The organism is Microbulbifer maximicatervae (SeqCode) (assembly GCF_052467955.1).
The window spans coordinates 1,473,556-1,497,022 of sequence record NZ_CP174329.1 but is presented as its reverse complement, the minus strand read 5'-3'; the positions used below and the strand labels follow the sequence as shown (position 1 = coordinate 1,497,022).

The window sequence follows — 23,467 nt, the reverse complement described above, 5'->3', positions numbered from 1 at the left end:
GCACCATACCGAGTGTGTGTTATTTCAATTCCGCAGCTTGTTTTGCCAGACGAGTAATCTCTGCCCAGTTCTTTTCACGAACCAGAGTACTACTCGCCATCCAGGAACCACCGACACAGACCACATTGTTCAGAGCCAGAAAGTCCGGGGCATTTTGAGGCCCTATACCACCGGTGGGACAAAAGCGAACGTCCTGTAGCGGACCGCCAATGGATTTCAGCATTGGCACTCCCCCTGCCGCCTGGGCTGGGAAAAATTTCTGGTAGCGATAACCACGCTCGTAGAGGCGCATCACTTCTGAAACACTGGCAGCACCGGGCAGCAGCGGTACTTCACTGCCTTCAGCAGCATCCAGTAAGCGGTCGGTTGCGCCGGGGCTCACCATAAAGCTGGCGCCAGCTTCGATAGAGCGACGCAGATCATCACCATTGAGCACCGTGCCAGTTCCTACATGGGCTTCCGGCAGGTGTTTTGCAATTTGTTCAACAACTTCCAGGGCTGCCTCAGTGCGCAGGGTTACCTCAAGTACTTTCAGGCCACCTTCAATCAAAGCGCCGGCAAGAGGGAGGGCATCTTCAACTTTATCTACAACCAGTACTGGGACAACGCCAGCTACCTGCAAAATCTCGGCGATATTTTTCTGCATCAGATAATTCCAAATCTTTCGTTAAGGCGCCCAGTAAACAGTGACTGGTTTCAGCCCCTGCCTAAGAATACTGCGCACCGGCATTTCTAACTCATCACTGCCGAGCAACGCCTCGCGATAAACTTTTAGCTTCTCTTCGCCAGTGATCAATAACTTGATATTGCGCGCTTGCAAAATTGCACTCAGGGTCAAAGTCATACGCTCGGTATTGGAGCCGGTAACTTCACTTTGATTAGCAGTAATTGCCTTGCACAACTTTTGTGATTCAGGATTTAGTGCATCCTGTAAGCCCTGTGCATGGGGGAATAGTGATGCGGTGTGGCCGTCACTGCCCATACCCAGCAGACAAACATCAAACGGTTTCTGCAACTCGCTATATGCGCGCTCACAGGCCTCTTCACCTTCAGCGGCTGATGCATGTGAATTTTTCATACCCAGAAAATTGGCTTCGGCGCCAAAATTCTGTAAAAGCGACTTTTCAATAAAAGCTGCGTTACTACCGCTTTCGGTTTTTTCTACCCAGCGCTCATCAACGAGGGCCGCTGTAATTTGCGACCACGGAAGCGGGCGTTTGGATAGCTCGCGATATACTGGTTCCGGCGTACTACCGCCAGATACCAGGAAACTTGCGTGATTATTTTCTTTAATACCTTTTTGCAGTTCGCAAGCACAATCGTGGGCTAGAGCCTGCACCAGGCGCTCGCGATCTTGGAAAAATTTTTCTTCAGCCATGGATTATTCCATTTCTCTTAGTGGAAACCGGCGCGGTAAAATTAATAGCTGCGCCGGCTTTCCAAATTATTACTGCGCGTTAAACCAATGACGATCACTGCGTGACAGCAGTTTTTCTGCCTCTTCCGGCCCCCAGCTACCTGCAGGATAGGGCTGCGGCTGATTAGCCGTTTCGCGCCAATGCTCAATAATTGGATCCACCCACGCCCAGGCAGCAGCAACTTCGTCACGGTGGATAAAGAGCGCGGGATTATTTGCTGCAGCATCCAACATCAGGCGCTTATAAGCGTCGCTGCGGAAGCTGTCGTAAGTATCAGAAAGGGTTAAATTCAATTCGGCCGGTTGCAACTCAGTGGTGAGACTGTCCATTTTTTTCGCCATCAAAACCAGCTTGATACTTTCTTCCGGCTGTAAGCGAATAACCAAGCGATTGGGAACAACCTTTCCGGCTGACTCATCGTATACATGATGAGAAACATTTTTGTATTGCACTACAATTTCAGCACAACGCTTTTCCATGCGTTTGCCAGTACGCAAGTAAAACGGCACCCCTGCCCAACGCCAACTATCGATATGCGCTCGAATGGCAACGAAGGTTTCGGTTGAACTGGTTCCACCGTCGAGTTCATCGAGATAACCAGGAACATCACTGCCATTGATTTGCCCAGCTATATACTGGCCACGCACAACGTTTTTATCGACCAAATTACCGGTAAGCGGGCGCAAAGCCTCAAGCACCTTAATTTTTTCTGCACGGATATTCTTCGCCGACATACTGTTGGGAGATTCCATGGCGATAAGGCACAGCAGTTGCAGCAGATGGTTTTGCACCATATCCCGCATAGCACCAGTTTCATCATAAAAACCCGCACGCCCTTCCAGGCCTACGGTTTCTGAAATACTGATCTGGATATGATCAATGGTTTTTGCATCCCAAAGATGCTCAAACAATACATTGCTAAAACGCAGTGCAAGAAGGTTTTGGACAGTTTCTTTACCCAGGTAGTGATCGATACGGAAGATACTATCTTCCGGGAAGTAACTGGCAATTTTACTGTTAATTTCATCAGAGGTTTGGGCGTTATAGCCCAGTGGCTTTTCCACTACGACTCTGGAATTTCCAGTAATCAGGCCTTTTACGGAGAGGTTTTCACAACAGGGGCCGAATACCGCGGGCGGTATTGCCAAATAGAAAATACGAACCCGCTCTGAGTCGGAACCGAGAATTTCTGCCAGGTGATCCCACTGGCTATCCGGTACGGCAATGTCCAGTGCGATCGGACAAAGTAATTGGCTAAATTGGTCCCAGCTCGAAGCACTGTACTCACCCTCACGGAGATATTTTTGCAGTGCCTGGTGGGCTGTTTCGATATATTGATCAACATCTGATTGGCGGCGACACACCGGAAGGATGCGACAGCCCTCAACCAAGCTGCCCTCTCTAAATGCTCGGTAAAGTGCCGGTAGTAACTTGCGCAGTGCAAGGTCTCCGCCTCCACCAAATAACACCATATCAAAAGGGTTAATCATAAATTTTGCTCTGAGATCGTTCTTTTCTCGGAGCCTGTTTGGCTCCATAATAATCAATAAAGAATACTTGCACCGGTCTCTGCACCGCTGGCAAGCCCGCGCATATTAGCGAAAAGTTCACGGCCCGTACCACGGGCACTTTCAGACAGATCACACTGGGCCGGTTGGCGGGTATTAAATTCAGCTTCATCTACCAGCACGCGTAAAATACCGGCCTCTGAATCGAGCTCAATCATGTCGCCCTCTTGCACCTTGGCAATCGCACCGCCTTCTACGGCTTCCGGTGACATATGAATGGCAGCAGGGACTTTCCCGGAAGCGCCGGACATACGCCCATCAGTGACTAACGCCACTTTAAAGCCACGATCCTGCAGCACCCCCAACGTCGGTGTTAGCTTGTGCAGTTCCGGCATACCGTTGGCTCGAGGTCCCTGGAATCTCACTACAGCGACAAAGTCACGCTCTAGCTCACCGGCTTTGAATCGCTTGAGCAGGTCGTCCTGGTTATCCAGAACAATGGCCGGCGCCTTCACTTTGAGGTGCTCAGATTTAACCGCAGAGACTTTGATTACACTGCGCCCAAGGTTTCCTTCGAGCAACTGCAAACCACCATGCTGGGAGAAAGGGTCAGTGGCTGGACGAATGACCGTCGTATCACCGCTCTCTTCTGGAGTGGGTTTCCAAACCACACCACCGCCAGCATCACTGTTGAGGAAGGGGTCTTCACAGTAGGGTTCGAGACCGGAATTACCGAGTACTGTGTGCACATCATCGTGTAAAAGGCCAGCGGAGCGGAGTTCACGAATCAGGAACTGCATACCGCCGGCTGCGGCAAAGTGGTTGATATCCGCAGTACCGTTCGGGTAGACATGACAAAGCAGCGGCACCACTTCAGAGAGGTCGGCCATATCCTGCCAAGTCAACTGAATACCTGCTGCACGCGCCATCGCAATAAGGTGCAATGTGTGGTTTGTGGATCCGCCGGTAGCGAGCAGTCCCACCACTCCGTTGACGAATGCTTTTTCGGTGAGAATTTTAGCTACCGAAGTGTGCCGGCTCGGTTCAGTAATTTTTACCAATTGCGCCACGGCAGCTTCATTTAATGCCGAGCGCAATTCGGTACCGGGGTTTACGAAGGAACTGCCAGGCAGTTGCAGTCCCATAATTTCTACCAACATCTGGTTACTGTTGGCAGTGCCGTAAAAGGTGCAGGTGCCGGCACTGTGGTAGGAAGCACTCTCGGCTTCCAATAGTTCAGAGCGCCCTACTTTACCTTCAGCATAGAGCTGGCGAACCCGAACTTTTTCCGCATTGGACAGGCCTGTGGGCATTGGACCCGCAGGTACAAAAATTGAAGGCAAGTGGCCAAAAGAAAGAGCACCAATAACCAGGCCGGGGACAATTTTGTCGCAGATACCCAGGAATATGGCTCCTTCGAAAACATCATGCGAAAGCGCGATTGCTGTGGACATGGCAATCACATCTCGCGAAAACAGGCTGAGTTCCATCCCTGCACGCCCTTGAGTCACCCCATCGCACATTGCCGGTACGCCACCGGCAACCTGGGCCGTTGCGCCATTGCGCGCAGCTGCCTCTTTCAATTGAGCAGGGTAGGCACCATAGGGCTGGTGAGCGGACAACATATCGTTATAGGCGTTGACGATACCCAGGTTCGGCCCCCGCCCAGAGGCGATCAACTGCTTATCACCTTCCGGAGATGCGGCTATTGCGTGGGCCAAGTTTCCGCAAGACACATGTGCCGCTGCCCGCCCTTCAATATGCGCTTTCTCAACCTGCGCAAGATACTCTGCACGAGTTTCTTCGCTGCGCTTAATGATGCGTTCGGTAACGGTCTGAAGCTTGCTGTGAACCATGACTATTCCGTAATAACTCTGTTGAGGTGGTCTCTAGTTACAAAAACCACCAGGGTCACATTTCAGTGGCATCAGCCACCTGTGATTATCTTTCCGTGGAGCGCCTTTCGGCGGATTGGCTCCCACTGCAACCCTTTGGTTGTAGTGCCATCAATGTCCTATTGCCCAATCGTAAATCTGAAGCAGGAGGAACAAAGTTGCTTTTATCAGATCGCTGGAAACCCAATCATTCCAGCGGACAACCTTTCAGCCCACGGCAAGACTGCTTATGGAGACTCATGGGAAATTCTGTTATCGGGTAGAAATCTCACTTCCGAACCTCTTCCCGCTCTTAGAGCTGAATGTTAGTGATCCAACAATGCCGGAACCTCCTCCCCGCTGAGGTGGTAGAGACTTTGGACGCCCGGCTTGAGTAATTCACCCAATCTGTAGCCACTCAATCTTATTGATGCGCATTATGTAGTAAAACTACAAAAATTTTCAAGAGGCTTCAAATAGTGATTGAAGATGTTGACCAGAGGAGACAGGCATATAGGAAGTATTTGGCGTAAAAGCCATCATTTTCTTTAATACTGGGAAACTTAATGCCTTCATTCAGTCACAAAGAGAAAGATTGGCCTTACTTAGGTGTAGGATTTTTACAGACAAATGATAAGGTCTGGGAATCTCAAAGAATTGGGATAAAAAACTACAAATTACCCACAAATTAAGAAAGGAGGCGCACCCCATAAGCTAATTGCAGACTCATAACTGTTAAAATCCCACCTTCCAGCAATACTTACTTGTCGATGCCAGCAAGGCCAAGGCTCAGATAGAACTAGTTGATGCATGAAAGTCACAATTAACGATGTTGCCGAGCGCGCCGGCGTATCTATCAAAACAGTGTCCAGGGTGATCAATAATGAGCCCTCTGTACGCGCAGCCACTCGGCAAAAAGTACTCGACGCAGTCAAAAGCCTGAACTACACACCCAGTCTGGCAGCGCGGAATCTGGCGGGGACACACTCCTATTCCATCGCATTTATTTATGACAACCCTAATGCCCACTACGTTATCGATATGCAAAACGGCATATTGGAGGCCTGCAGAGCAAAAGGGTATGAGCTACTTATCCATCCTTGCAATTCGAAATCTCCAGTTATCCACAGCGACCTAAATAAACTGGTCGAGCACGGCAAAGTAGCCGGATTGGTCCTGACCCCCCCTTTTTCAGAGTCACCTTCTTTTATCGATACGCTCCAATCCATGAATGTGGAATTTGTGCGAATTATTTCCTCCACCAGTACAGAGGAAGCAAAGGGAAAATCTATACAGATTGACGACCGCCAAGCCGCCTACAATATTACCCAGCACCTACTTTCACTCGGGCACAAACGTATCGCTTATCTAAGCGGAGGCGAGGAGCACCTTTCTACATTGGGGCGCCAAAATGGATACAGCCAGGCACTCAAAGATGCAGGAATAGCAGTAGACCGACATTTGATTGTTGAAGGAAAATATTCATTTGAATCGGGCGAGATTAATGCGAGAAAGATCCTCGACAGCGACAAACCTCCCTCAGCAATATTTGCCGCTAATGACGAAATCGCAGCGGGCGCTCTATTTGCCGCCCGTATGTTAAAGATTGATGTTCCCGGGCAAGTCTCTATCGCAGGATTTGAAGACAGCCCATTTTCTCGACAAACCTGGCCCAAACTTACAACCGCACACCAACCCAACCAGGAAATCGCCCGCTCGGCAGCAGAATTACTGCTTGAGAAAATTCAGTGTAAAAGTTCAAAAGAACTCAATGGTTCTGGGCAAGAGAGTGAAACATACCGTAGCTTCACCCCCGAGTTAATTATTCGACAATCCACAGGCCCCGCGCCCACATAACCCCTTCAGCTTAAGAGAGATCTGGAAAGTTAATTTCGTCGATAAATTTCACGCCCCAGGCTCCAGGTCCTATTCACTTGCAGATCCTCACCTAATAAAACCATATCCGCTCGGGCCCCTTCAGTGATTACACCTGCTCCCAGACCAAGGAACTGCGCCGGATACAAACTTGCCATGCGCAGCGCTTCCGGCAATTCAATCCCACACCAGTCGCGGATATTTTTAACCGCACCGATCATATCTAAGTGAGAACCCGCTAATTCTCCGGTACTGGAGGTCAGTTTATCCCCTTCTCGTGTAACCACTCGATCAAATAGGGGAAAACTGGTGGCATCACTGCCCACTAGCGACATTGCATCGGTTACCAGTAACAACTTACCGCGAGGTTTTGCTTTCAAAGCTAACGCCATAGCGCCGCTACTGACATGGTGGCCATCGGCAATTAATCCACACCAGGCGTCATCCCGGATCAGGGCTGCCCCCACCATACCCGGCTCACGCGAATGAAACGGGGACATTGCATTGTATAAGTGGGTAAATCCTGTCGCTCCAGCATCCAACGCAGCTTCAACAATTTCAGCACTCGCATTCGAATGGCCGAGACAAACATGAACCCCCAGGGAAACCAACTTTCGGATATCGGATACCGATACACATTCTGGCGCCAGAGTGACCAAGCGGATTCCCAGGTCTTCCCGGGCGTAGAGGGAGAGCTCCTCATGACTCAAAGAGCGGATAAACCCTCCTTCATGGGTACCCTTTTTGGCCTCACTTAAATGCGGCCCCTCAAAATGTACTCCAATCACACCCGGAACACCACTGGACAAGGCCCCACTTACCGCATCGGCTGCCCGCTGCATCACTGGAAAGCTATCCGTAATCAAGGTGGGCAGGAAAACACTGGTACCAAACTGACTATGGGCTTCGCTTATTTTCTGAAGCGCATTAACTGAGGGCTCCTGATTAAACAGTACACCACCACCACCATTGACCTGGATATCAATAAAGCCCGGCACCAACAAACCCGGTAAGCGCTCAGCATCGGAACTCACACCCCCACCCACTGCGGAAATCAGTCCGCTATCTCCAATGGTGATAGCAACATCTGCAAGTATGCGCTCGCCATCAAATAGCTTTTCAGCAATCAGGATAACTCCCACTTCCCCCTCCCAAATACTATTTTCTGTTTTATTCAGACTGTCTGAGTAACTTTCTTTAAACCCGCCGGCTCATCGGGATTAATCCCCCGACTTACCGCCACGTGGGCCACATCGATATAAAAACGCTGCAACAGCGCCAGTGGAGCCACCCTCGGGTGAACCCCCTTACTCGGCACATGCAAATTAATCAGCGCCGCCCCACGCCGTCGAATTTCATCGATCTGTTGGCTGTGTGTGGGGAATGACTCATCCTCGATTGGAACATTCACCACTGTCAATTTCCCTTCCACCAGCGTAACGGGGCCGTGCAAGAATTCCGCACTGGAATAGGACTCCGCATGAATATTGCAGACTTCTTTTAACTTCAGCGCCAGTTCCCGGGTAATCCCATAACCGGGACCCCGCCCCAAAACTACCAGATTTTGTACCGAAGCCAGGTTTTCCGGGCGCAATTGAATTTCTGCCCGCACCGCAGATCTCAAAGTTTCCGGCAACTTTTCCAGAGCACTACAAAGAGCGGGGTCCTGCGTCCAATTGGCGACCATCTGCAGTATCGCAGATAGGGTCGCTAGATAGCTTTTTGTAGCTGCAACCGCTTTTTCCGGGCCCGCCTTTAGGGGAATTACCAAGTCAACCACATCTTTAATCGGCGCATCTTCATCGTTAAGCAAAGCGACTGTATAAGCCCCCTGCTCTCTCGCCATGCGGGCCTGGGTCAGAATATCTGGGCTTCTCCCAGACTGGGAAATGACGATAACCAGGGCCTCATCGAGCTTTAATTTGCGACCATAAACACTGGAGACCGACGGTGCGGCAGCAAAAGTAGGGGTACCAGTTTCAATCTCTATCAGATACTTGGCAAAGACGCCCGCATGATCAGAAGACCCCCTCCCCACAATCATCACAAAACGAGGAGGCTTCTGGCGCAGCCGCTCTCCCAGATGGGACATTATATTGGCATTGGAATGCAGCTGTTCAGCAATCCTATCCGGCGCCTCACGAGCCTCAGCCTCCATGACCGTGGTAACCATAATACTTCCTACCTGACTCACTCAAAATATGAACCCAGTTCTCACATTAATACCGAGCTCCATCAATCAGTCTATGCCCAGCAGTACTTCACCTCGGTTAATTGACGCCATTAATCGTCCTGCTTTGTTTTCAAACGCCCACTAGCTCGCCAACCCGAGACCCCATTACTGTCACAACAAAACTGGAATTGGGTATACCTTTTTAATCTATGCTTAAGGCACCCCTATCAGTTGCTGTCGATCATATCTACAGGAAGGATCAATGCCCCAAACCCCGGGCAGTTACACCACACAAAAATGGCGTTTAATCATTCTCCTTGTAGTTGCGAGCTTACTGAGCAGCTGCTCCAGCATACAATTCGCCTATAACAACATTGATTATTGGATACGCTGGAAGCTTCGTGACTATGTCGACTTAAATTCCCAGCAAGAGCTGGAGTTTCAAGGGGCTCTAAACAGCTTCTTTCACTGGCACCGCCAAACACAGCTACCAAAATATGCCGATTTCCTGAGCCAACTGGCAGATAAAGTAGATCAAGGTCAACTTGAGAATCCTCAGCTGGCTCCGGTTGAAAAAGAGGTGTACCACTTCATCGAAAGCGCCAGTAACAACGCCTTCAACTTAATGCTTCCTATTGTGGCGCAGTTAACGCCACAACAGATTGATCGCCTGCAACACAACTTGGCCAAAAAGCAGCAGAAAACACTGGAAAAATGGCAGCGCTCGCCGTGGAAAATACAACGACACCGCGATCGGCAAATTCGCCGGGAGAGCAGGCGATGGCTGGGAAGTTTAACCGAGCAACAAAAGCAGCTGATCGCAGCCTGGGTAAAGCAGGTAGAGTACAACCCTGTATTACGTAACGAACAACATATGATTTGGCAGCAACATGCCATTGAGCTTCTCCGACAGAAGCCTGATGGATACCAACAACAGTTGCGCGGTCTGTTGGAAAACCCAGACCAACTTTGGTCCGACGAATATCGCAAGGCGCAAGAGCAGCGCAAAACCCAAGCTCGCGAACTGGGAGAACAAATTCTGTCCAGTACCAGCCCCACACAACGTCGTCACCTAAGCAAAACTCTGCGCGACTATGCCCAGGACTTCCGCTCTCTATCCAGCCAATAATCAGACGCCCAGATCCCAACACCACCGCCAAGCTAATGAACGACATGAGAGCTCAAAAAGCTAGCGTATCCAGGATAAATTCCACGCAATAGATTCAGGAGAAACTAATAATCATGTGTGATTTCCTGCTGACGAAAGCAACCTAAGGCTGATAAGCTCGCCAACTCACATTACCAGCCAGGGGAATTCAAGTGCATATCGAATCCGCCACACAGGAACAATTGATCGAGTGGGAAAAAGAATTAAGCGCTCACTACAACAAGATCTGTCAACACGAGTTAAGCCTGGATATCACACGTGGAAAGCCCTCGGCGGAGCAATTAAAACTTTCCGATAAACTTGATGGAATTCTCTCCGGTGACTATCGAGCGGCAGACGGTACCGACACTCGCAACTACGGTGGCCTCATCGGTCTGACCTGCGCAAGGGAGCTGGGAGCCGAAATGCTTCAAGTGCCTGTCAGCGAAGTGATTGCCGGAGGCAACAGCTCTCTCACACTGATGTATTACGCCCTAGTCACCGGTTACCTGTTCGGCTTTGCGGGCACTACCCCCTGGCGCGAATTAAGAGCTCCCAAATTTCTCTGCCCTGTTCCCGGCTATGACCGCCATTTTACGATCTGTGAGCAGCTGGGTATCGAGATGATTAACGTGCCCATGGGAGAGCAGGGGCCCGACATGGAGCTTGTGGAAAAGCTCGTGCGTGAAGACGCAGAGATTGTTGGTATCTGGTGTGTGCCCAAGTTTTCAAATCCAACAGGAGCCACTTACAGCAAGGAAACTGTAGAAAGATTGGCACAGTTGGGACAATTTGCCGGCGCTAGCTTCCGGATATTTTGGGACAATGCCTATTCGGTGCACGACATTGGCAACTATGTAAATCTGCCAAATATTCGCACAGCAACCCTGGAAAATGATACTGCAGACTCCGTAATACAGTTTGCCTCAACTTCAAAAGTCACCCACGCTGGCGCAGGCGTTGCGTTTGTGAGCGCCAGCCAGGCAAATCTCGATTCCCTCAAAGGCCAAATGCAGGCAATGACCATTGGTCCTGACAAAGTCAACCAATTGCGTCACTCGAGATTTTTTACCGAACACACCAGTCTGACAGAACACATGCATAAACATGCAGATATTCTTCGCCCGAAGTTCGAGTGTGTTCTGGAGCATTTACATAATGCCCTCACCGATGCAGATATGGGTACTTGGGAAAAACCTGAAGGGGGTTATTTTGTTTCCTTTAATACCCTTCCCGGTTGCGCAAAAGCAGTGGTTAAAATGGCTGCGGATGCAGGAGTAAAATTAACACCTGCCGGCGCTACCTTCCCTTATGGTAAGGACCCTGAGGACAGCAATATTCGTATTGCACCCAGTTTCCCACCGCTGGAAGAACTGGATACCGCAATGTCTGTTTTCGTCCTCTGTGTCAAACTGGTGAGTCTACGTAAAAAGCTTGGCAAAATTTAACCATCCAAAAATTCCAGGTGAGATTTCCTGAATCATCAAAAAAGGCAGCTTTACGCTGCCTTTTTCATAAAGAGTCGCTTCTAAGTCAGCTGGATAAATAACGTTTAGCAAACTTCTCGTCCACTTTTGATAAATCAACAACGACCAGCCCATCCACAGCATCGCAAAAATCCGGGTCAATATTAAAGGCGTGGAAACTGGTCCCTCCCGTTTTAGTAACAGAGGCATACTTTTTAAATAGGGGAGGTAGCATAACGCCCTCCTCACGCAAAATATGCTTCAATTGACGCATATCTGACACCGAATCCCCAAGTAATTCAGGCAGTTCAGATTGTGCTTCCGGAAATGGCAGTCGAGCATCCCCCAAGGAGTTTTCAGGAGCAAAATAATGGGAAAAATAGCGCACAATAACGGACTTCGCTCTCACGGAAAATGTACCGGGCATAGACACTGGGCCAAATAGGTAGCGTACCTTATTGCGCAATACCCACTGTCCAATAGCACACCAGAGCAGGTCCAACCCGCGCCCTCTCCAATATTCTGGCAGTAGGAAGCTACGCCCTAGCTCAGCAGAATCTGGCAGGCACTGCCGAGGAGGCTGCGGGTAATTAAATAGCGTACTGCTGTATATCTGATCATCCGAGAGCGCCTCGGTCGCTGCTATGCGGTAAGCTCCTGCAATCTGTCGATTTTCTGCATCCCACAACAATAGATGGTCGTAATGAGCATCAAACGCATCCCAATCCCGACTCTGGCCGGTCCCCTCCCCCACTGAGCGAAAGGCAATCTCCCTCACTCTGGCCAATTCCCGCATGACGGGGCAATCTGCTTTCTGCCGATATAAACGCACAGAAAAATTACCCAGTTCAGAGAGTGATACACAGGACTCAACCACTCGCGCTACATCGACTTTTGGCTCAGCTTCAACAATTAATTCCGGCCCCAGAGGGGCGGGCGAACGATGTAATTGGTAGACATGTTTACGCCACAGGGCAGCCTTGGCGCGGGGTGTTAGCGGCCAGCTACGAAAGTGTTCCGCTTCCAGGGGGCGTCCTATACGAATATCGATACTGCGGCTGGCCTGTTTAAACATCTCCCTAATCAACCATAAAGTCGAGAGAGGCTTGTTCAACATTGAGAGGCCATAGAACCACCAGGAATTCCTCCCTAAAACCTGCACCGGCAATATCGGCGCATTGGTTTTTTCCGCAAAACGAGCAAAGCCTGAATTCCAGCGTCCATCCCGAACCCCATGGGGGGTGAGCCTGGATACTTCGCCCGCCGGGAAAATGATAATCGCTCCCCCGTCACCTAAATGGCTATAGATACCTTCAATATCGGCTCGACGGGTACGCCCATTAAAGTTATCTACGGGCAATAAACAGGGGCGCAGGGATTTTATGTTCCATAATAATTGGCTTGCGACAGCTCGAACATCTTTCCGTACCCGCGCCACCATATCGATCAGAGCGAGACCATCCAGGCTTCCTAAGGGGTGATTAGACACAATCACCAGCGGCCCACTAGTGGGAACCCGAGCCAACTCTGATGGATTTAATTCGTAGCGAAAATTCAAGTCATCGAATACCTGGCGAATAAAATCCAGGCCGCCAAGGTGGGGGTAACTGCTGGTAAATTCCTGTAGCTGCTCCTCACAACAGATTTTCTTTACTGTGGCAGAAACCAATTTTCGCGTGGTTTTTTGTGGTGCCGCGCTGTACCAGGCGTTTTTCTGCAAAAGAGTCTCAAGATGAATCATGCCGCAACCACCTCTGTCATTATGCTGGCAATTTTTGGAGTCCGATACCAATGTAAAAGATCTAAATTGCCATCTTGTTGTTCTACAACCGCACTCATAGAGTCGACCCAATCACCACAATTCGCATAGGTCACAGCATCCCCACACACTGTTTTATTTCTAAGGGCAGGCCTATGGATATGGCCACAAATAACACCATCAAATCCCCGCGATATCGCTTCACGGGTGGCGACATCCTCAAAATCACTCATCATTTGTCGAGCGGCACCCACACGATTTTTTATCTGGCTGGCCAGCGACCACCAAGGCTTATTAAATCGATTGCGCCAATAATTGATCCAGCGATTAAAGCGCAACATCAGGTAATAACTGCGATCGCCGATATGGTAACTGATTGGATTTATTTTAATTCGGTGTTCAAACTGATCGCCGTGGGTCACCCAAAAGCGGCGTCCATTAGAAGCAGTGTGGATATAGTCTTTTTCAATTCGGATATTGCCGAGCCGCTTTCCGGCCCAGCTGCGCATTGGCGCGTCGTGATTTCCAGGAATATAAATGACTTCAGGCGTCAGGCTACTTAATTCGGAAAGCATTTCCAGTAGCAGCGAAGAGGCCTGACACCATGTACCTCGTCCTTGAGCGAGTGCCTGCATATCAAAAATATCCCCAACCAGATAGACCGTATCGGCGCGATTCTGAGCCAGAAAATCTGCAAGTCGATGGGGCTCACTGTCTCTGCTGCCCAAATGGACATCGGAAATCCACAGTGCGCGATAGCGATTGCTCATAGCAAAGTTCCAGTCTGTACCAGTTATCAGCCCATAAAAATCAGGGCAGATACGCGGCAAAAATATAGGTCGTCGCTTGAGCTAACTTGAGAAAAATCGATAAATCCGTATTTGCTCTCTTGCTAGCAAATTGAGATCAACTAAATACAGAACGGCGTTGATCGTCAGCGCAACCACTTTGCAGCGATTTGATGACAGTCAGGAGGATTTTTATTGAAGCTTATATTGCAGAGGAAAAAAAGGTGCAGCGGATGATTTTGGCGCTAAAAACCGGGCATAGAGCCCGGCCTGATTCAGAGTAAAAATAAAGCTTACTCTGTGTCCTGGGGATGACGGATAGGCGGGGCAAAAGGAAACTTGGCAACTTTGTCACCCTTTACTTCCACAATCTTGCCGGTGCCCTCTTTTTCCACTTCATCAATACGCACGATGCTGTGCATCGGAATATAGGAACGGGTTACCGAAGCAAATTCGGTTTTCAGCTTTTCCTCACTGGGATCGACCACAAGCTGAGCCTTTTCCCCAAATACAAACTCCTCCACCTCGATAAAGCCGTACATATCACTTTGATAGATGGCCCGAGCGTAGAGTTCGTACACTTGGTTTTGATTGTGGAAAATAACTTTATAAATCGGGTTGGCCATAAGTCTCTCAGGATGGGGATGACCCCGAAGCTCAAATTGATCAAAGAACGGGCAAAGCCCGAAAAAGCGCGCAAGAATAGCACAGGTTCGCAACAGCTAATATAGCCATCTATGCAGTGCCGGGTCGTATCGCTATAATGCCCCACCCTAATTGTTGACCAGTTTTTAACCAGGCGCGATATGTCCGAAACATCGGTGAAAAAGCTATATATTAAGACCCACGGCTGCCAAATGAATGAGTACGATTCCGCGAGGATGCGCGATCTGCTCGGCGAGTCCCACGACATGGTACCTACCGACGATCCCGACGAGGCGGATGTACTATTGGTCAACACCTGTTCTATCCGCGAGAAAGCACAGGAAAAGCTGTTCCACCAGCTGGGCCGTTGGAAGCACCTGAAGGAAAAAAATCCCGACCTGGTGATTGGTGTTGGCGGCTGTGTAGCCAGTCAGGAAGGCGAGGCGATTGCCAAGCGCGCACCCCATGTAGACTTGATCTTTGGTCCCCAGACCTTGCATCGCCTGCCGGAGATGATGGAGACCAAAGAGCAAAAAAGCGGCGCAGTTATCGTCGATGTGAGCTTCCCGGAGATCGAGAAGTTTGATCGCCTGCCCCAGCCAGAGGCCGACGGCGCCACCGCATTTGTCTCTATTATGGAAGGCTGCTCCAAGTACTGTACTTTCTGCGTGGTTCCCTACACCCGTGGCGAAGAAGTCAGCCGCCCTGTGGCCGATGTACTCGAAGAGATCGCCCATCTGGCAGACCAGGGTGTCCGCGAGGTGAACCTGCTTGGGCAAAACGTAAACGCCTACCGCGCTACGGGAGAAGATGGCCACGAAGTAGATTTCGCCGAGCTGATCACTTATGTGGCAGCGATCGATGGCATCGACCGTATCCGCTATACCACCTCTCACCCGGTAGAGTTCTCCGATGCGCTGATCGATGTCTACGGACAGGTGCCAGAACTGGTTAGTCACCTTCACCTGCCCGTACAGAGTGGCTCCGACCGCATTCTGATGGCAATGAAACGCGGCCACACCGCCCTGGAGTACAAATCCAAGATCCGCCGCTTGAAGAAAATTCGCCCGGATATCTGCCTGTCTTCAGACTTTATTATCGGCTTCCCCGGCGAAACTGACAGGGACTTTGAAGCGACCATGAACCTGATCCAGGACGTGGGCTTCGATATCTCCTTCAGCTTTATATACTCCCCTCGCCCAGGCACTCCGGCTGCCGACCTGGCCGATGACACGCCGGAGGAGGTTAAAAAGCAGCGCCTACAGCTGCTGCAAGCGCGGATTAACCAGCAGGCGGCAGCTATTGCCCGCCGCATGGTTGGCAACACCGAGCGTGTGCTGGTAACCGGCGTTTCCAAAAAGGACCCCGGACAGCTGCAAGGCCGCACCGAGAACAACCGGGTAGTCAACTTCCGTGCGGACGATCTCGCCCTGATCGGCAAATTTGCCGATGTTGTGATTGAAGAGGCCCTGCCAAACTCCCTGCGCGGTACTTTAGTCACATCTGAGCTGGAAGAAGATCTGTTCTAAGACTTTGTGATTACCTCAAATAGCGGCAAGATGTACTTCGAAAGCACATCCTGCCGCCAAATTAGGCTCAACTTACCCCCCAAATTACGCCCCGTAATTAAAATCAGGTAAAGTTAGAACCTATTTGTAGGAATCACCTCTTTCCCCTTTAGGGAAAATGGGTATACCCTAGCAATATAACCCCTGGATTAAAGGTGCCGGAAACCAATTTGGAAACACAAACCCTCGCTCACAGCATCACTCTCGAGCCCAACGACGCACGCCGTCTCGCCAATCTCTGCGGTCAGTTCGACCAACACTTACGCCAAATAGAACAGCGCCTAGATATCGAAATTCGAAATCGCGGCAACCAGTTTTCATTTTTCGGCGATGCCACATCGGCGCGTGCCGCTGGCGAACTACTCAGTAGACTCTACAAGGAAACCGGCACCAAGGACTATCTCACTCCTGACGAGATTCACTTGGCTCTACAACAAGCGGGGGTCGAAGAACTCACCGGCCAAGATGGCAGCGGTGAATCCAGTGAAGGTGACCAAGTAGTGCTGATTCGCACCAAGAAGTGCTCGGTGCGCCCCAGAGGGCTCAATCAGCGTAAATACGTTCGCGCTGTGCAGACCAATGATATCAATTTCGGTATCGGACCCGCCGGTACCGGTAAAACCTACCTGGCAGTAGCCTGTGCCGTGGAGTCTCTGCTCAAGGATGAAGTTGAGCGAATCCTCCTGGTCCGCCCCGCCGTTGAAGCCGGCGAGAAATTGGGTTTCCTGCCCGGTGACTTGAGCCAAAAGGTAGACCCTTACCTCCGCCCACTCTACGACGCCCTCTACGAAATGCTCGGTTTTGAAACTGTTGGCAAGCTGATCGAACGCAACGTTATCGAAGTGGCTCCCCTTGCCTATATGCGCGGGCGCACCCTGAACAATGCCTTTGTTATTCTCGATGAGAGCCAAAATACCACCCGCGAGCAGATGAAAATGTTCCTCACGCGGATTGGCTTTGGCTCCACCGCCGTAATTACCGGTGACCCCAGCCAGGTCGACCTGCCCCGTGGCCAAGCTTCCGGTTTGCGCCATGCTGTTGGAGTACTGGGGCGAGTTAATGGAATCAGCTTTACCCACTTTGGAGCCAAGGATGTGGTTCGCCACCCCCTCGTGCAGCGCATTGTGGAGGCCTACGATATTCATGAAGCTGAGCTGGAAATGGCCTCAGCAGATCGAATTTCCAATAAAGCCGATGAGAATGCCGCTTAGAGTCCGCACCTGAGTTATGACTGATTTAACACTCGATGTGCAGCGGGTCAGCCGCTGCCACGACATCCCTTCCGATGAGGCTATCAGCAACTGGGTATCCAAGGCTTTGACCGGCCACCGCAACGAAGCGGAACTGTCGGTGCGAATCGTGGACGAAAGTGAGAGCCAGGAACTTAATCACCAGTACCGAGGCAAGGATAAACCCACTAATGTTTTATCCTTCCCTACCGATTTCCCTGCGGAGCTGGATCTCCCAATGCTTGGAGATCTTGTGATCTGTGCCCCAGTAGTTGAACTGGAAGCGGAGCAACAGAGCAAATCACTATCGGCGCACTGGGCACATATGGTGGTCCATGGCACACTGCACCTTCTAGGTTATGACCATATCGAAGATGCAGACGCTCAGGTTATGGAAAGCCTGGAAACGAAGTTGCTCGCCAACCTCGGCATTGCAGACCCCTACGCCCCACAGGATGAAGTGGGATGATAGCCGCTGTACCACCGAAGTAATGGCAAACTGCTACTGAATTTTATCTACCAACGAGAGAACCCCGGAGCATGGCCACTTCCATGACCACAGACGAGCCCCCAAGTAGTCACTCAGCGAGCAAATCCCGCGCGAGTGAAAAAAGTTGGCTGGAAAAGCTGTTCAGCGCCTTTTCAGCTGAACCCAAGTCTCGCGACGAATTATTGGACATCATTAAGGACGCCGCTGAAAATCAGCTGGTAGATGCTGAAGCGCTCTCTATTATCGAAGGCGCACTGGACGTTTCCAGCCAGCAAGTCCGCGAGATTATGATTCCACGCTCGCAAATGGTTGTGGTAGGCCTTCAAGATAAGCCGGAAGAGTTCCTCCCCAAAATTATTGATTCGGGGCACTCCCGATTCCCTGTCGTCGGCGAAAGTGTTGATGATATACGCGGGATATTGCTCGCCAAAGACCTGCTCCCTCTCCTGTTGAAAGGTTTCGACGGATTTCAGCTCGAAGACCTGATCCGCCCAGCCAATATTATTCCCGAGAGCAAGCGCCTCAATATCCTGCTGCGCGAGTTCCGTGAGAACCGCTACCATATGGCGGTCGTGATAGACGAATACGGCGGTGTATCCGGTGTTGTGACTATCGAAGATATTCTCGAGGAAATTGTCGGTGAAATCGAAGACGAGACCGACGAGGAAGAAGCGGATAGTTATATCCGTAAAGTTGGGGAAAACGATTTTATCGTTAAAGCTCTGACTCCCATTGAAGAGTTCAATGAATTTTTCGAGAGCGCCTTTAGTGATGAAGAATTCGACACTGTCGGCGGTCTTATTATGCAATCATTCGGCCATTTGCCGGGCCGTGACGAAGTCACCCGACTGGGTGACTTTATGTTCCGGGTACTCTATGCAGACAGCCGCCAGATACACCTTTTGCGGGTTGCCCATATGCGCAAACCGCCAGAAGAAGACAGCTGAGTACCGCTCATTACTGCAAGCCTTAATACACTGATACCCTGAGCGAACGGGGTATCCTGACAACAACTTTATGCGCAGATTATTTTCTCCTCTCGCCAGCGTTGTAGCTGGCGGGTTGATGACACTTTCATTTGCCCCATTTAACTATTGGGTATGTGGCCTGCTGTCCCTGACACTATTCGCCTGGATTCTGCTCTCTGCAGCCAAAGGGCAGGTGCTACCAGGTCGCAAAAGCTTCTGGCTCGCCCTCTGCTATGGATTGGGCCTCTTCGCCAGCGGGGCTTCCTGGGTCTACGTTTCGATTACAAATTTTGGCAACTCATCGGTGCCATTAGGACTGGCCCTCACCGGAAGCTTCGTCGCTATTATGGCGCTGCTGTTAGCCGCGCCCTTCTACATTCTGGGCCGCTTCACAGATAATAAATTCAGCTTCGCTCTGGCTTTTGCCGCATTGTGGTTTATCAGTGAATGGCTGCGCAGCTGGGCCTTTACCGGTTTCCCCTGGCTCTTCGCCGGCTATGGCCATACAGAAACCTGGCTAGCGGGCTGGGCGCCGATTTTGAGTGTCTACGGCATAGGCCTGCTATTGGCATTTACCGGCGCAGTGCTGGCCCTGGTTGTCAGTGGCCGCCTATCCCCGCTCAAGCGACACAGCCATATCATTCTACTCACTGCGGCACTGGCCTCCTGGCCAATAGGAGCTGCCCTCTCCCAAGTGGAGTGGACCTCCGCAAAAGGTCCTCTTATCAGCGTTGGGCTGGTGCAGGCTAATATTCCTCAGGAAAAGAAGTGGTTGCCAGAGTTTCGCGGGGAAACTATCAGTCGTTATCAGGAGGGTACTCGCGCCCTTAGCGATCAGGATGTAGACGTTATTATCTGGCCCGAAGCCGCCCTGCCCATGCTCTACGGGCAAGCCCCCAACCTTATGCAGGCGCTGCAACGCAATGCTGAGACTACCAACATCGATTTGATCACCGGCATTCTCTATGACACCCGGGGTTCGGCACAGGAGCGGCCGAGTATTCACAACTCCGCCGCAGTTTTTGGCCAGAGCCCCAGCGTGTATCACAAGCGCCACCTGGTCCCCTTTGGTGAGTATGTACCTCTGGAGGATTTTATTCGGGGCACTATCGAGTTTTTTAATCTCCCCACTTCCTTTATCCGCTCAGGCCCGGACGAACAATCACCACTCAATGCTGCTGGTGCAAGCTGGGCGCCGCTTATCTGCTATGAGATTGTCTATCCCAGGCTGGTTGCCGACTCAGCACTGTCTTCCCAGGTTTTGCTGACCATTAGCAATGATGCATGGTTCGGGACCTCTATTGGCCCCTTACAACATATGCAAATGGCGCAGATGCGCGCTTTGGAAACTGGTCGCTACCTGGTGAGAGGGACAAATACTGGTGTGACGGCAATTGTGGACCCCAAGGGGAGGATTATTAAAAAACTCCCCCAATTCGAGCGCGCGAATATGACCGGGGATATCAGAGCGATGAGTGGCGCCACTCCGTTTATGCTAGCCGGCATCTCATTGGTATTTGCCTTGGCGCTCCCAATGCTGGCCCTGGCCCTGTTTTTACGCCGTAGGGTGGAACCCCAATCCAACTCCCCTCTCAGTGGCGAGCTACCCGATTAAAACAAGCCCTGTGGCCACTCCCTGCCGGGGTGGCCATCGGTAAGCTACCGCCACTGAATATCACTGCTATGCTCCATTCAATTTTCTAGCGAATATAAGGCAAGGTGATTCCCCATGCATTGCTTGATTAGCGGTGGCACCGGGCTTATAGGCAGACTCTTTTGTCGGCGCTGGCTGGAGCGAGGCAATACTATTACGGTATTAAGCCGACATCCGGACAGGGTTCGAAACTTATGTGGCGAATCAGCCAACGCCTGCCGCGATCCCGCAGAGGTAAACCAGCCCGTAGATGTTATTGTGAACCTTGCCGGGGCCCCCATCTCCCGTCGCTGGACAGAAAAATATCGCACTGAGATTCGCAGTTCACGCCTGGACACAACAGAGAAGCTGGTTCACTGGACCCTGGGCCAAAGAGACAAGCCATCCTACTTCTTGTCCGGCTCCGCAATCGGCTATTACGGCAATCGCGGAGGGGAGTTACTGAAAGAAGACAGCGCTCCAGGAGGGGGCTTTGCCGCACAGCTGTGTCGGGACTGGGAGGCCGCCACGCTCCCGCTGCAGCACTCTGGCGTTAAGGTAGGCATTATCCGCACAGCTATCGTTCTCTCCATGCGCGGTGGCGCCCTTCCCCAAATGCTGCCACCATTTCGTCTCGGGCTTGGCGGCCCCATGGGCTCGGGCGAGCACTGGATGAGCTGGATTCACGAAGAAGACGAAGTCGGGCTGATATTACACGCCATCGACAATCAACTTTGCCGTCCATTTAACGGAAGTGCACCAGAACCTGTCACCAACAACAGCTTTGCCCGGATCCTGGCCAAAGAGCTGCATCGCCCGGCGTTTTTACGCTTACCGACCTGGGCTTTAAAGATAGCTTTTGGAGAGATGGCTGATGAATTACTGCTAGCCAGTGATAGGGTCGAGCCCTGTACAGCATTGGAAACCGGCTATACCTTCCAATTTCCAACTCTGGAGCAGGCCCTCTCAGACCTGCTCAAGGGTGACGGCGCTGCCACTAAAGCCAGCGCCTGAACAAATGAATTTAAGCGGCGGCCATATCGCTTTCGAGTGCCTGGGCTAAGTAGCGTCGGCTAGATTCACTGGTCACCAGGTCGCCATGGCACTCCATTGGCGCAGACCCCACCCATTGGGCATGCCAGCGATACCAATGGGACTCCTCGGCTTTTGAACGCAGCTCGATAAACTCCACTTCGGCGGGAGCAAAACCGAACTCCCGGACTATCTGCCCGGCAAAGGTCTCAAAATTTTTACTGAGTTGGGCGCCGCTATCGCCACCGGCACACAGAAAAACCAGTGTGCGGCCATCTTGCTCAACCCGCTTGAAGCCAATCCAAACAGCCCGGTTCAACCGGTTATGTAACTGTATCGGAGAGAAAGAAAGTGGGATGCCCTTCATCATAAGGTTATCTCGATTATTGTTATGTTTCTTATCCACAGCCGCTACTCCATATTAAAAGGTAATCAATGGGTATGTCCTGTGGCGCCAGTCATCCTAAGCCCGGTACAACTAGCAATCAAGAGCTCTCAAACATTTGGGCTCGACGCCTGATCCCTCAAATCCTGTAGCCCTCTGAGATTACATTTATCAAAAAGTTCCTTATGGATCCTCAACATTTCCTGATGGACGGTAGCGAACTCCACCGATACCAGATCCGTGCCAGTATTTCCCGCCAGTAGACCTGGGTCCTTAGCAGGGAGACAGCATTGGGCAGCCAGCGCCCCACACCTGTTTGAGCGCGGGGCATCAATTCTCCGGCACTCCCAACCGGCAGGGGTTGTACCTCTAAGCCAGCGCGGGAAAAAATTTCCGCTGCGCGAGGCATATGCCACCAGTGAGTGGCCAAAAAAACCGACCTCACATTAGCACTGTGCAAAATATCAGCACTATTTACTGCATTCTCTGCAGTAGTACGACTGCAATCTTCACGCCAAGTGACCGGAGTGGAAAACTCTTCCTCCAACAACGCAGCCATTAAATCAGACTCTGCCAGCCGCTCTCCGCTGTGAACCCGACCGCCAGATACCAGAATCGGTAACTCTTTTGGTGCTTGCTCGACAGCACCGGCAACTCTTTCAAGACTCGCCGCAGAGAGTCTCTCCCTATTCGAATACCTGTCGCGATAACGCCCTGCACCAAGGATCACAACAGCCTCAGGCCTTATATGGGGTTGATAAGGTACTTTGCCCAATCGATCCCCAAGCCAGGATGAGAATGCCGGGGTCGCCCCTAACCAAAGCACACAAAAGGAAATCACAGCCAAGGGTAGAGAGCATCTCTCAAGCAAGGACCCGGATGAAGAGAATCGCAAAAGGAATGCAACCAGCAGCCCCAACAATGGGGCTGCTGGAGGCATCAGAAGCGTGGCCGCCGCCGTATAGAGCCCATTCAATACTCGAGACCACCCTCAATCTGACGAAAGCATCCATAACCACACCGGTGGCAGGGAGTGATCTGGGTATTTGCCGGCGGCATAGCTCGGTATCCACAGCCCAAACACTGCAACTCCTCATCCGGCCCTACAAACTCGCCGGCCAAAGCCCAGGGCTTGCCCTCTTTGATGCATCGCATTAAGTTTGGCCAGGCAGTTTCTGTGGGGTCCGCCGCATCCAGCAGCCAATCACCGCTGCGCTCCTCTAGGGTCTTCAATTCCCCACCTAGTCCCCGGATATAGTCAGCAGCCCGATGCAGGTCATCTTTCAGCCAAGCGCGCAAAAATGCCATCTTATTGGCGGTGAGATTCTCAACAGCCAGCTCACCTTCGACCAAATCTTCAAAGTCTTCGCGAAACTCATTAATCAGATCGTCCTTCGGCGGCAACTTTGGTTCCTTCGTCACGGTATCCCTCCTATAATCCCGCGTTTACGCATCGTAAAAGATGCACTGGGAGCGAAACTTGATCGCGATCAATCTTTACCGATTGAC

General features: G+C 51.2%; 21 protein-coding genes. 9 read left to right on the top strand and 12 right to left on the bottom strand.

Going from position 1 to position 23,467, the window contains the following annotated elements:
* Positions 1 to 19: 19 nt before the first annotated feature.
* From ACJJI5_RS06290 to edd, 4 genes are all read right to left on the bottom strand, one after another.
* Positions 20 to 646 (bottom strand): bifunctional 4-hydroxy-2-oxoglutarate aldolase/2-dehydro-3-deoxy-phosphogluconate aldolase, encoded by a 627-nt coding sequence (locus ACJJI5_RS06290; RefSeq protein ID WP_444940911.1) that lies wholly within the window; start codon positions 644 to 646, stop codon positions 20 to 22.
* Positions 647 to 667: 21 nt separating this feature from the next.
* A complete protein-coding gene (gene pgl, locus ACJJI5_RS06285; RefSeq protein ID WP_445355821.1) occupies positions 668 to 1,378 on the bottom strand; it encodes a 6-phosphogluconolactonase in 711 nt (236 codons plus the stop codon).
* 69 nt (positions 1,379 to 1,447) lie between these two features.
* On the bottom strand, positions 1,448 to 2,908 hold the full coding sequence (zwf, locus tag ACJJI5_RS06280) for a glucose-6-phosphate dehydrogenase (protein ID WP_444896301.1): 1,461 nt from the start codon (positions 2,906 to 2,908) through the stop codon (positions 1,448 to 1,450).
* A 53-nt stretch (positions 2,909 to 2,961) separates the two neighbouring features.
* Positions 2,962 to 4,782, bottom strand: coding sequence for a phosphogluconate dehydratase (edd, locus tag ACJJI5_RS06275; protein WP_445355820.1), 1,821 nt, complete (start codon positions 4,780 to 4,782; stop codon positions 2,962 to 2,964).
* Positions 4,783 to 5,610: 828 nt separating this feature from the next.
* On the opposite strand from edd, the gene ACJJI5_RS06270 reads away from it, so the two are divergent.
* Complete coding sequence (locus ACJJI5_RS06270; RefSeq protein ID WP_445355819.1) at positions 5,611 to 6,657, top strand: LacI family DNA-binding transcriptional regulator; 1,047 nt, start codon at positions 5,611 to 5,613, stop codon at positions 6,655 to 6,657.
* Positions 6,658 to 6,686: 29 nt separating this feature from the next.
* Here ACJJI5_RS06270 and nagA read toward each other — a convergent pair whose 3' ends face one another.
* Positions 6,687 to 7,817, bottom strand: a complete 1,131-nt coding sequence (gene nagA / locus ACJJI5_RS06265; protein ID WP_445355818.1) for an N-acetylglucosamine-6-phosphate deacetylase — start codon at positions 7,815 to 7,817, stop codon at positions 6,687 to 6,689.
* Between the two features lie 32 nt (positions 7,818 to 7,849).
* Positions 7,850 to 8,848, bottom strand: a complete 999-nt coding sequence (gene nagB-II / locus ACJJI5_RS06260) for a glucosamine-6-phosphate deaminase NagB-II (protein ID WP_444915685.1) — start codon at positions 8,846 to 8,848, stop codon at positions 7,850 to 7,852.
* A 262-nt stretch (positions 8,849 to 9,110) separates the two neighbouring features.
* Between nagB-II and ACJJI5_RS06255 the strand changes: the two genes are divergently transcribed.
* Both ACJJI5_RS06255 and ACJJI5_RS06250 read left to right on the top strand, forming a co-directional pair.
* Complete coding sequence (locus tag ACJJI5_RS06255; RefSeq protein WP_445355817.1) at positions 9,111 to 9,977, top strand: DUF6279 family lipoprotein; 867 nt, start codon at positions 9,111 to 9,113, stop codon at positions 9,975 to 9,977.
* 191 nt (positions 9,978 to 10,168) lie between these two features.
* Entirely contained in the window at positions 10,169 to 11,443 is a 1,275-nt protein-coding gene (locus ACJJI5_RS06250) for an aspartate aminotransferase type Ic (RefSeq protein WP_445355816.1), read from the top strand.
* 85 nt (positions 11,444 to 11,528) lie between these two features.
* Here the strand turns inward: ACJJI5_RS06250 and olsF are convergent, their stop codons facing one another.
* The 3 genes from olsF to ACJJI5_RS06235 all read right to left on the bottom strand — a co-directional run bounded on the left by olsF (position 11,529) and on the right by ACJJI5_RS06235 (position 14,634).
* Positions 11,529 to 13,202 carry a bifunctional ornithine lipid synthase OlsF gene (olsF, locus tag ACJJI5_RS06245; protein WP_444907436.1) on the bottom strand — a complete coding sequence of 558 codons (1,674 nt, stop codon included), beginning with the start codon at positions 13,200 to 13,202 and terminating at the stop codon, positions 11,529 to 11,531.
* Positions 13,199 to 13,990: a UDP-2,3-diacylglucosamine diphosphatase gene (locus ACJJI5_RS06240; protein WP_444896292.1), complete on the bottom strand. Its 792-nt coding sequence runs from the start codon at positions 13,988 to 13,990 to the stop codon at positions 13,199 to 13,201. Before ACJJI5_RS06240 ends, olsF begins: the two co-directional genes overlap by 4 nt.
* 311 nt (positions 13,991 to 14,301) lie before the next feature.
* On the bottom strand, positions 14,302 to 14,634 hold the full coding sequence (locus ACJJI5_RS06235) for a DUF1820 family protein (RefSeq protein WP_172975496.1): 333 nt from the start codon (positions 14,632 to 14,634) through the stop codon (positions 14,302 to 14,304).
* 180 nt (positions 14,635 to 14,814) lie between these two features.
* Here ACJJI5_RS06235 and miaB point away from each other — a divergent pair, with 180 nt between their 5' ends.
* The 6 genes from miaB (at position 14,815) to ACJJI5_RS06205 (ending at position 21,555) form a co-directional block, all read left to right on the top strand.
* Complete coding sequence (miaB, locus tag ACJJI5_RS06230; RefSeq protein ID WP_413663105.1) at positions 14,815 to 16,182, top strand: tRNA (N6-isopentenyl adenosine(37)-C2)-methylthiotransferase MiaB; 1,368 nt, start codon at positions 14,815 to 14,817, stop codon at positions 16,180 to 16,182.
* A 194-nt stretch (positions 16,183 to 16,376) separates the two neighbouring features.
* Positions 16,377 to 17,432, top strand: coding sequence for a PhoH family protein (locus tag ACJJI5_RS06225; protein WP_445355815.1), 1,056 nt, complete (start codon positions 16,377 to 16,379; stop codon positions 17,430 to 17,432).
* A gap of 16 nt (positions 17,433 to 17,448) precedes the next feature.
* Entirely contained in the window at positions 17,449 to 17,919 is a 471-nt protein-coding gene (gene ybeY / locus ACJJI5_RS06220) for an rRNA maturation RNase YbeY (RefSeq protein ID WP_444940901.1), read from the top strand.
* A gap of 71 nt (positions 17,920 to 17,990) precedes the next feature.
* Positions 17,991 to 18,887: a CorC family transporter gene (locus tag ACJJI5_RS06215; protein WP_445355814.1), complete on the top strand. Its 897-nt coding sequence runs from the start codon at positions 17,991 to 17,993 to the stop codon at positions 18,885 to 18,887.
* A gap of 70 nt (positions 18,888 to 18,957) precedes the next feature.
* A complete protein-coding gene (gene lnt, locus ACJJI5_RS06210) occupies positions 18,958 to 20,523 on the top strand; it encodes an apolipoprotein N-acyltransferase (protein ID WP_444925761.1) in 1,566 nt (521 codons plus the stop codon).
* Between the two features lie 114 nt (positions 20,524 to 20,637).
* Positions 20,638 to 21,555 carry a TIGR01777 family oxidoreductase gene (locus tag ACJJI5_RS06205; RefSeq protein WP_444925762.1) on the top strand — a complete coding sequence of 306 codons (918 nt, stop codon included), beginning with the start codon at positions 20,638 to 20,640 and terminating at the stop codon, positions 21,553 to 21,555.
* A gap of 10 nt (positions 21,556 to 21,565) precedes the next feature.
* Here the strand turns inward: ACJJI5_RS06205 and ACJJI5_RS06200 are convergent, their stop codons facing one another.
* The 3 genes from ACJJI5_RS06200 to ACJJI5_RS06190 all read right to left on the bottom strand — a co-directional run bounded on the left by ACJJI5_RS06200 (position 21,566) and on the right by ACJJI5_RS06190 (position 23,380).
* The gene (locus ACJJI5_RS06200; protein ID WP_413663111.1) at positions 21,566 to 21,979 is read right to left on the bottom strand and encodes a hypothetical protein; all 414 of its coding nucleotides are present in this window, start codon (positions 21,977 to 21,979) and stop codon (positions 21,566 to 21,568) included.
* A 172-nt stretch (positions 21,980 to 22,151) separates the two neighbouring features.
* Positions 22,152 to 22,733, bottom strand: a complete 582-nt coding sequence (locus ACJJI5_RS06195) for a YdcF family protein (RefSeq protein WP_413663112.1) — start codon at positions 22,731 to 22,733, stop codon at positions 22,152 to 22,154.
* A gap of 197 nt (positions 22,734 to 22,930) precedes the next feature.
* A complete protein-coding gene (locus tag ACJJI5_RS06190) occupies positions 22,931 to 23,380 on the bottom strand; it encodes a zinc ribbon-containing protein (RefSeq protein ID WP_108734284.1) in 450 nt (149 codons plus the stop codon).
* Positions 23,381 to 23,467: the final 87 nt, after the last annotated feature.

What these genes read in the sequence shown, in the direction of transcription:
- ACJJI5_RS06290 (WP_444940911.1), bottom strand. Translation starts at nt 646, where the DNA reads ATGCAGAAAAATATCGCCGAGATTTTGCAGGTAGCTGGCGTTGTCCCA.
- pgl (WP_445355821.1), bottom strand. Translation starts at nt 1,378, where the DNA reads ATGGCTGAAGAAAAATTTTTCCAAGATCGCGAGCGCCTGGTGCAGGCT.
- zwf (WP_444896301.1), bottom strand. Translation starts at nt 2,908, where the DNA reads ATGATTAACCCTTTTGATATGGTGTTATTTGGTGGAGGCGGAGACCTT.
- edd (WP_445355820.1), bottom strand. Translation starts at nt 4,782, where the DNA reads ATGGTTCACAGCAAGCTTCAGACCGTTACCGAACGCATCATTAAGCGC.
- ACJJI5_RS06270 (WP_445355819.1), top strand. Translation starts at nt 5,611, where the DNA reads ATGAAAGTCACAATTAACGATGTTGCCGAGCGCGCCGGCGTATCTATC.
- nagB-II (WP_444915685.1), bottom strand. Translation starts at nt 8,848, where the DNA reads ATGGTTACCACGGTCATGGAGGCTGAGGCTCGTGAGGCGCCGGATAGG.
- ACJJI5_RS06255 (WP_445355817.1), top strand. Translation starts at nt 9,111, where the DNA reads ATGCCCCAAACCCCGGGCAGTTACACCACACAAAAATGGCGTTTAATC.
- olsF (WP_444907436.1), bottom strand. Translation starts at nt 13,202, where the DNA reads ATGATTCATCTTGAGACTCTTTTGCAGAAAAACGCCTGGTACAGCGCG.
- ACJJI5_RS06240 (WP_444896292.1), bottom strand. Translation starts at nt 13,990, where the DNA reads ATGAGCAATCGCTATCGCGCACTGTGGATTTCCGATGTCCATTTGGGC.
- ACJJI5_RS06235 (WP_172975496.1), bottom strand. Translation starts at nt 14,634, where the DNA reads ATGGCCAACCCGATTTATAAAGTTATTTTCCACAATCAAAACCAAGTG.
- miaB (WP_413663105.1), top strand. Translation starts at nt 14,815, where the DNA reads ATGTCCGAAACATCGGTGAAAAAGCTATATATTAAGACCCACGGCTGC.
- ybeY (WP_444940901.1), top strand. Translation starts at nt 17,449, where the DNA reads ATGACTGATTTAACACTCGATGTGCAGCGGGTCAGCCGCTGCCACGAC.
- ACJJI5_RS06215 (WP_445355814.1), top strand. Translation starts at nt 17,991, where the DNA reads ATGGCCACTTCCATGACCACAGACGAGCCCCCAAGTAGTCACTCAGCG.
- lnt (WP_444925761.1), top strand. Translation starts at nt 18,958, where the DNA reads ATGCGCAGATTATTTTCTCCTCTCGCCAGCGTTGTAGCTGGCGGGTTG.
- ACJJI5_RS06205 (WP_444925762.1), top strand. Translation starts at nt 20,638, where the DNA reads ATGCATTGCTTGATTAGCGGTGGCACCGGGCTTATAGGCAGACTCTTT.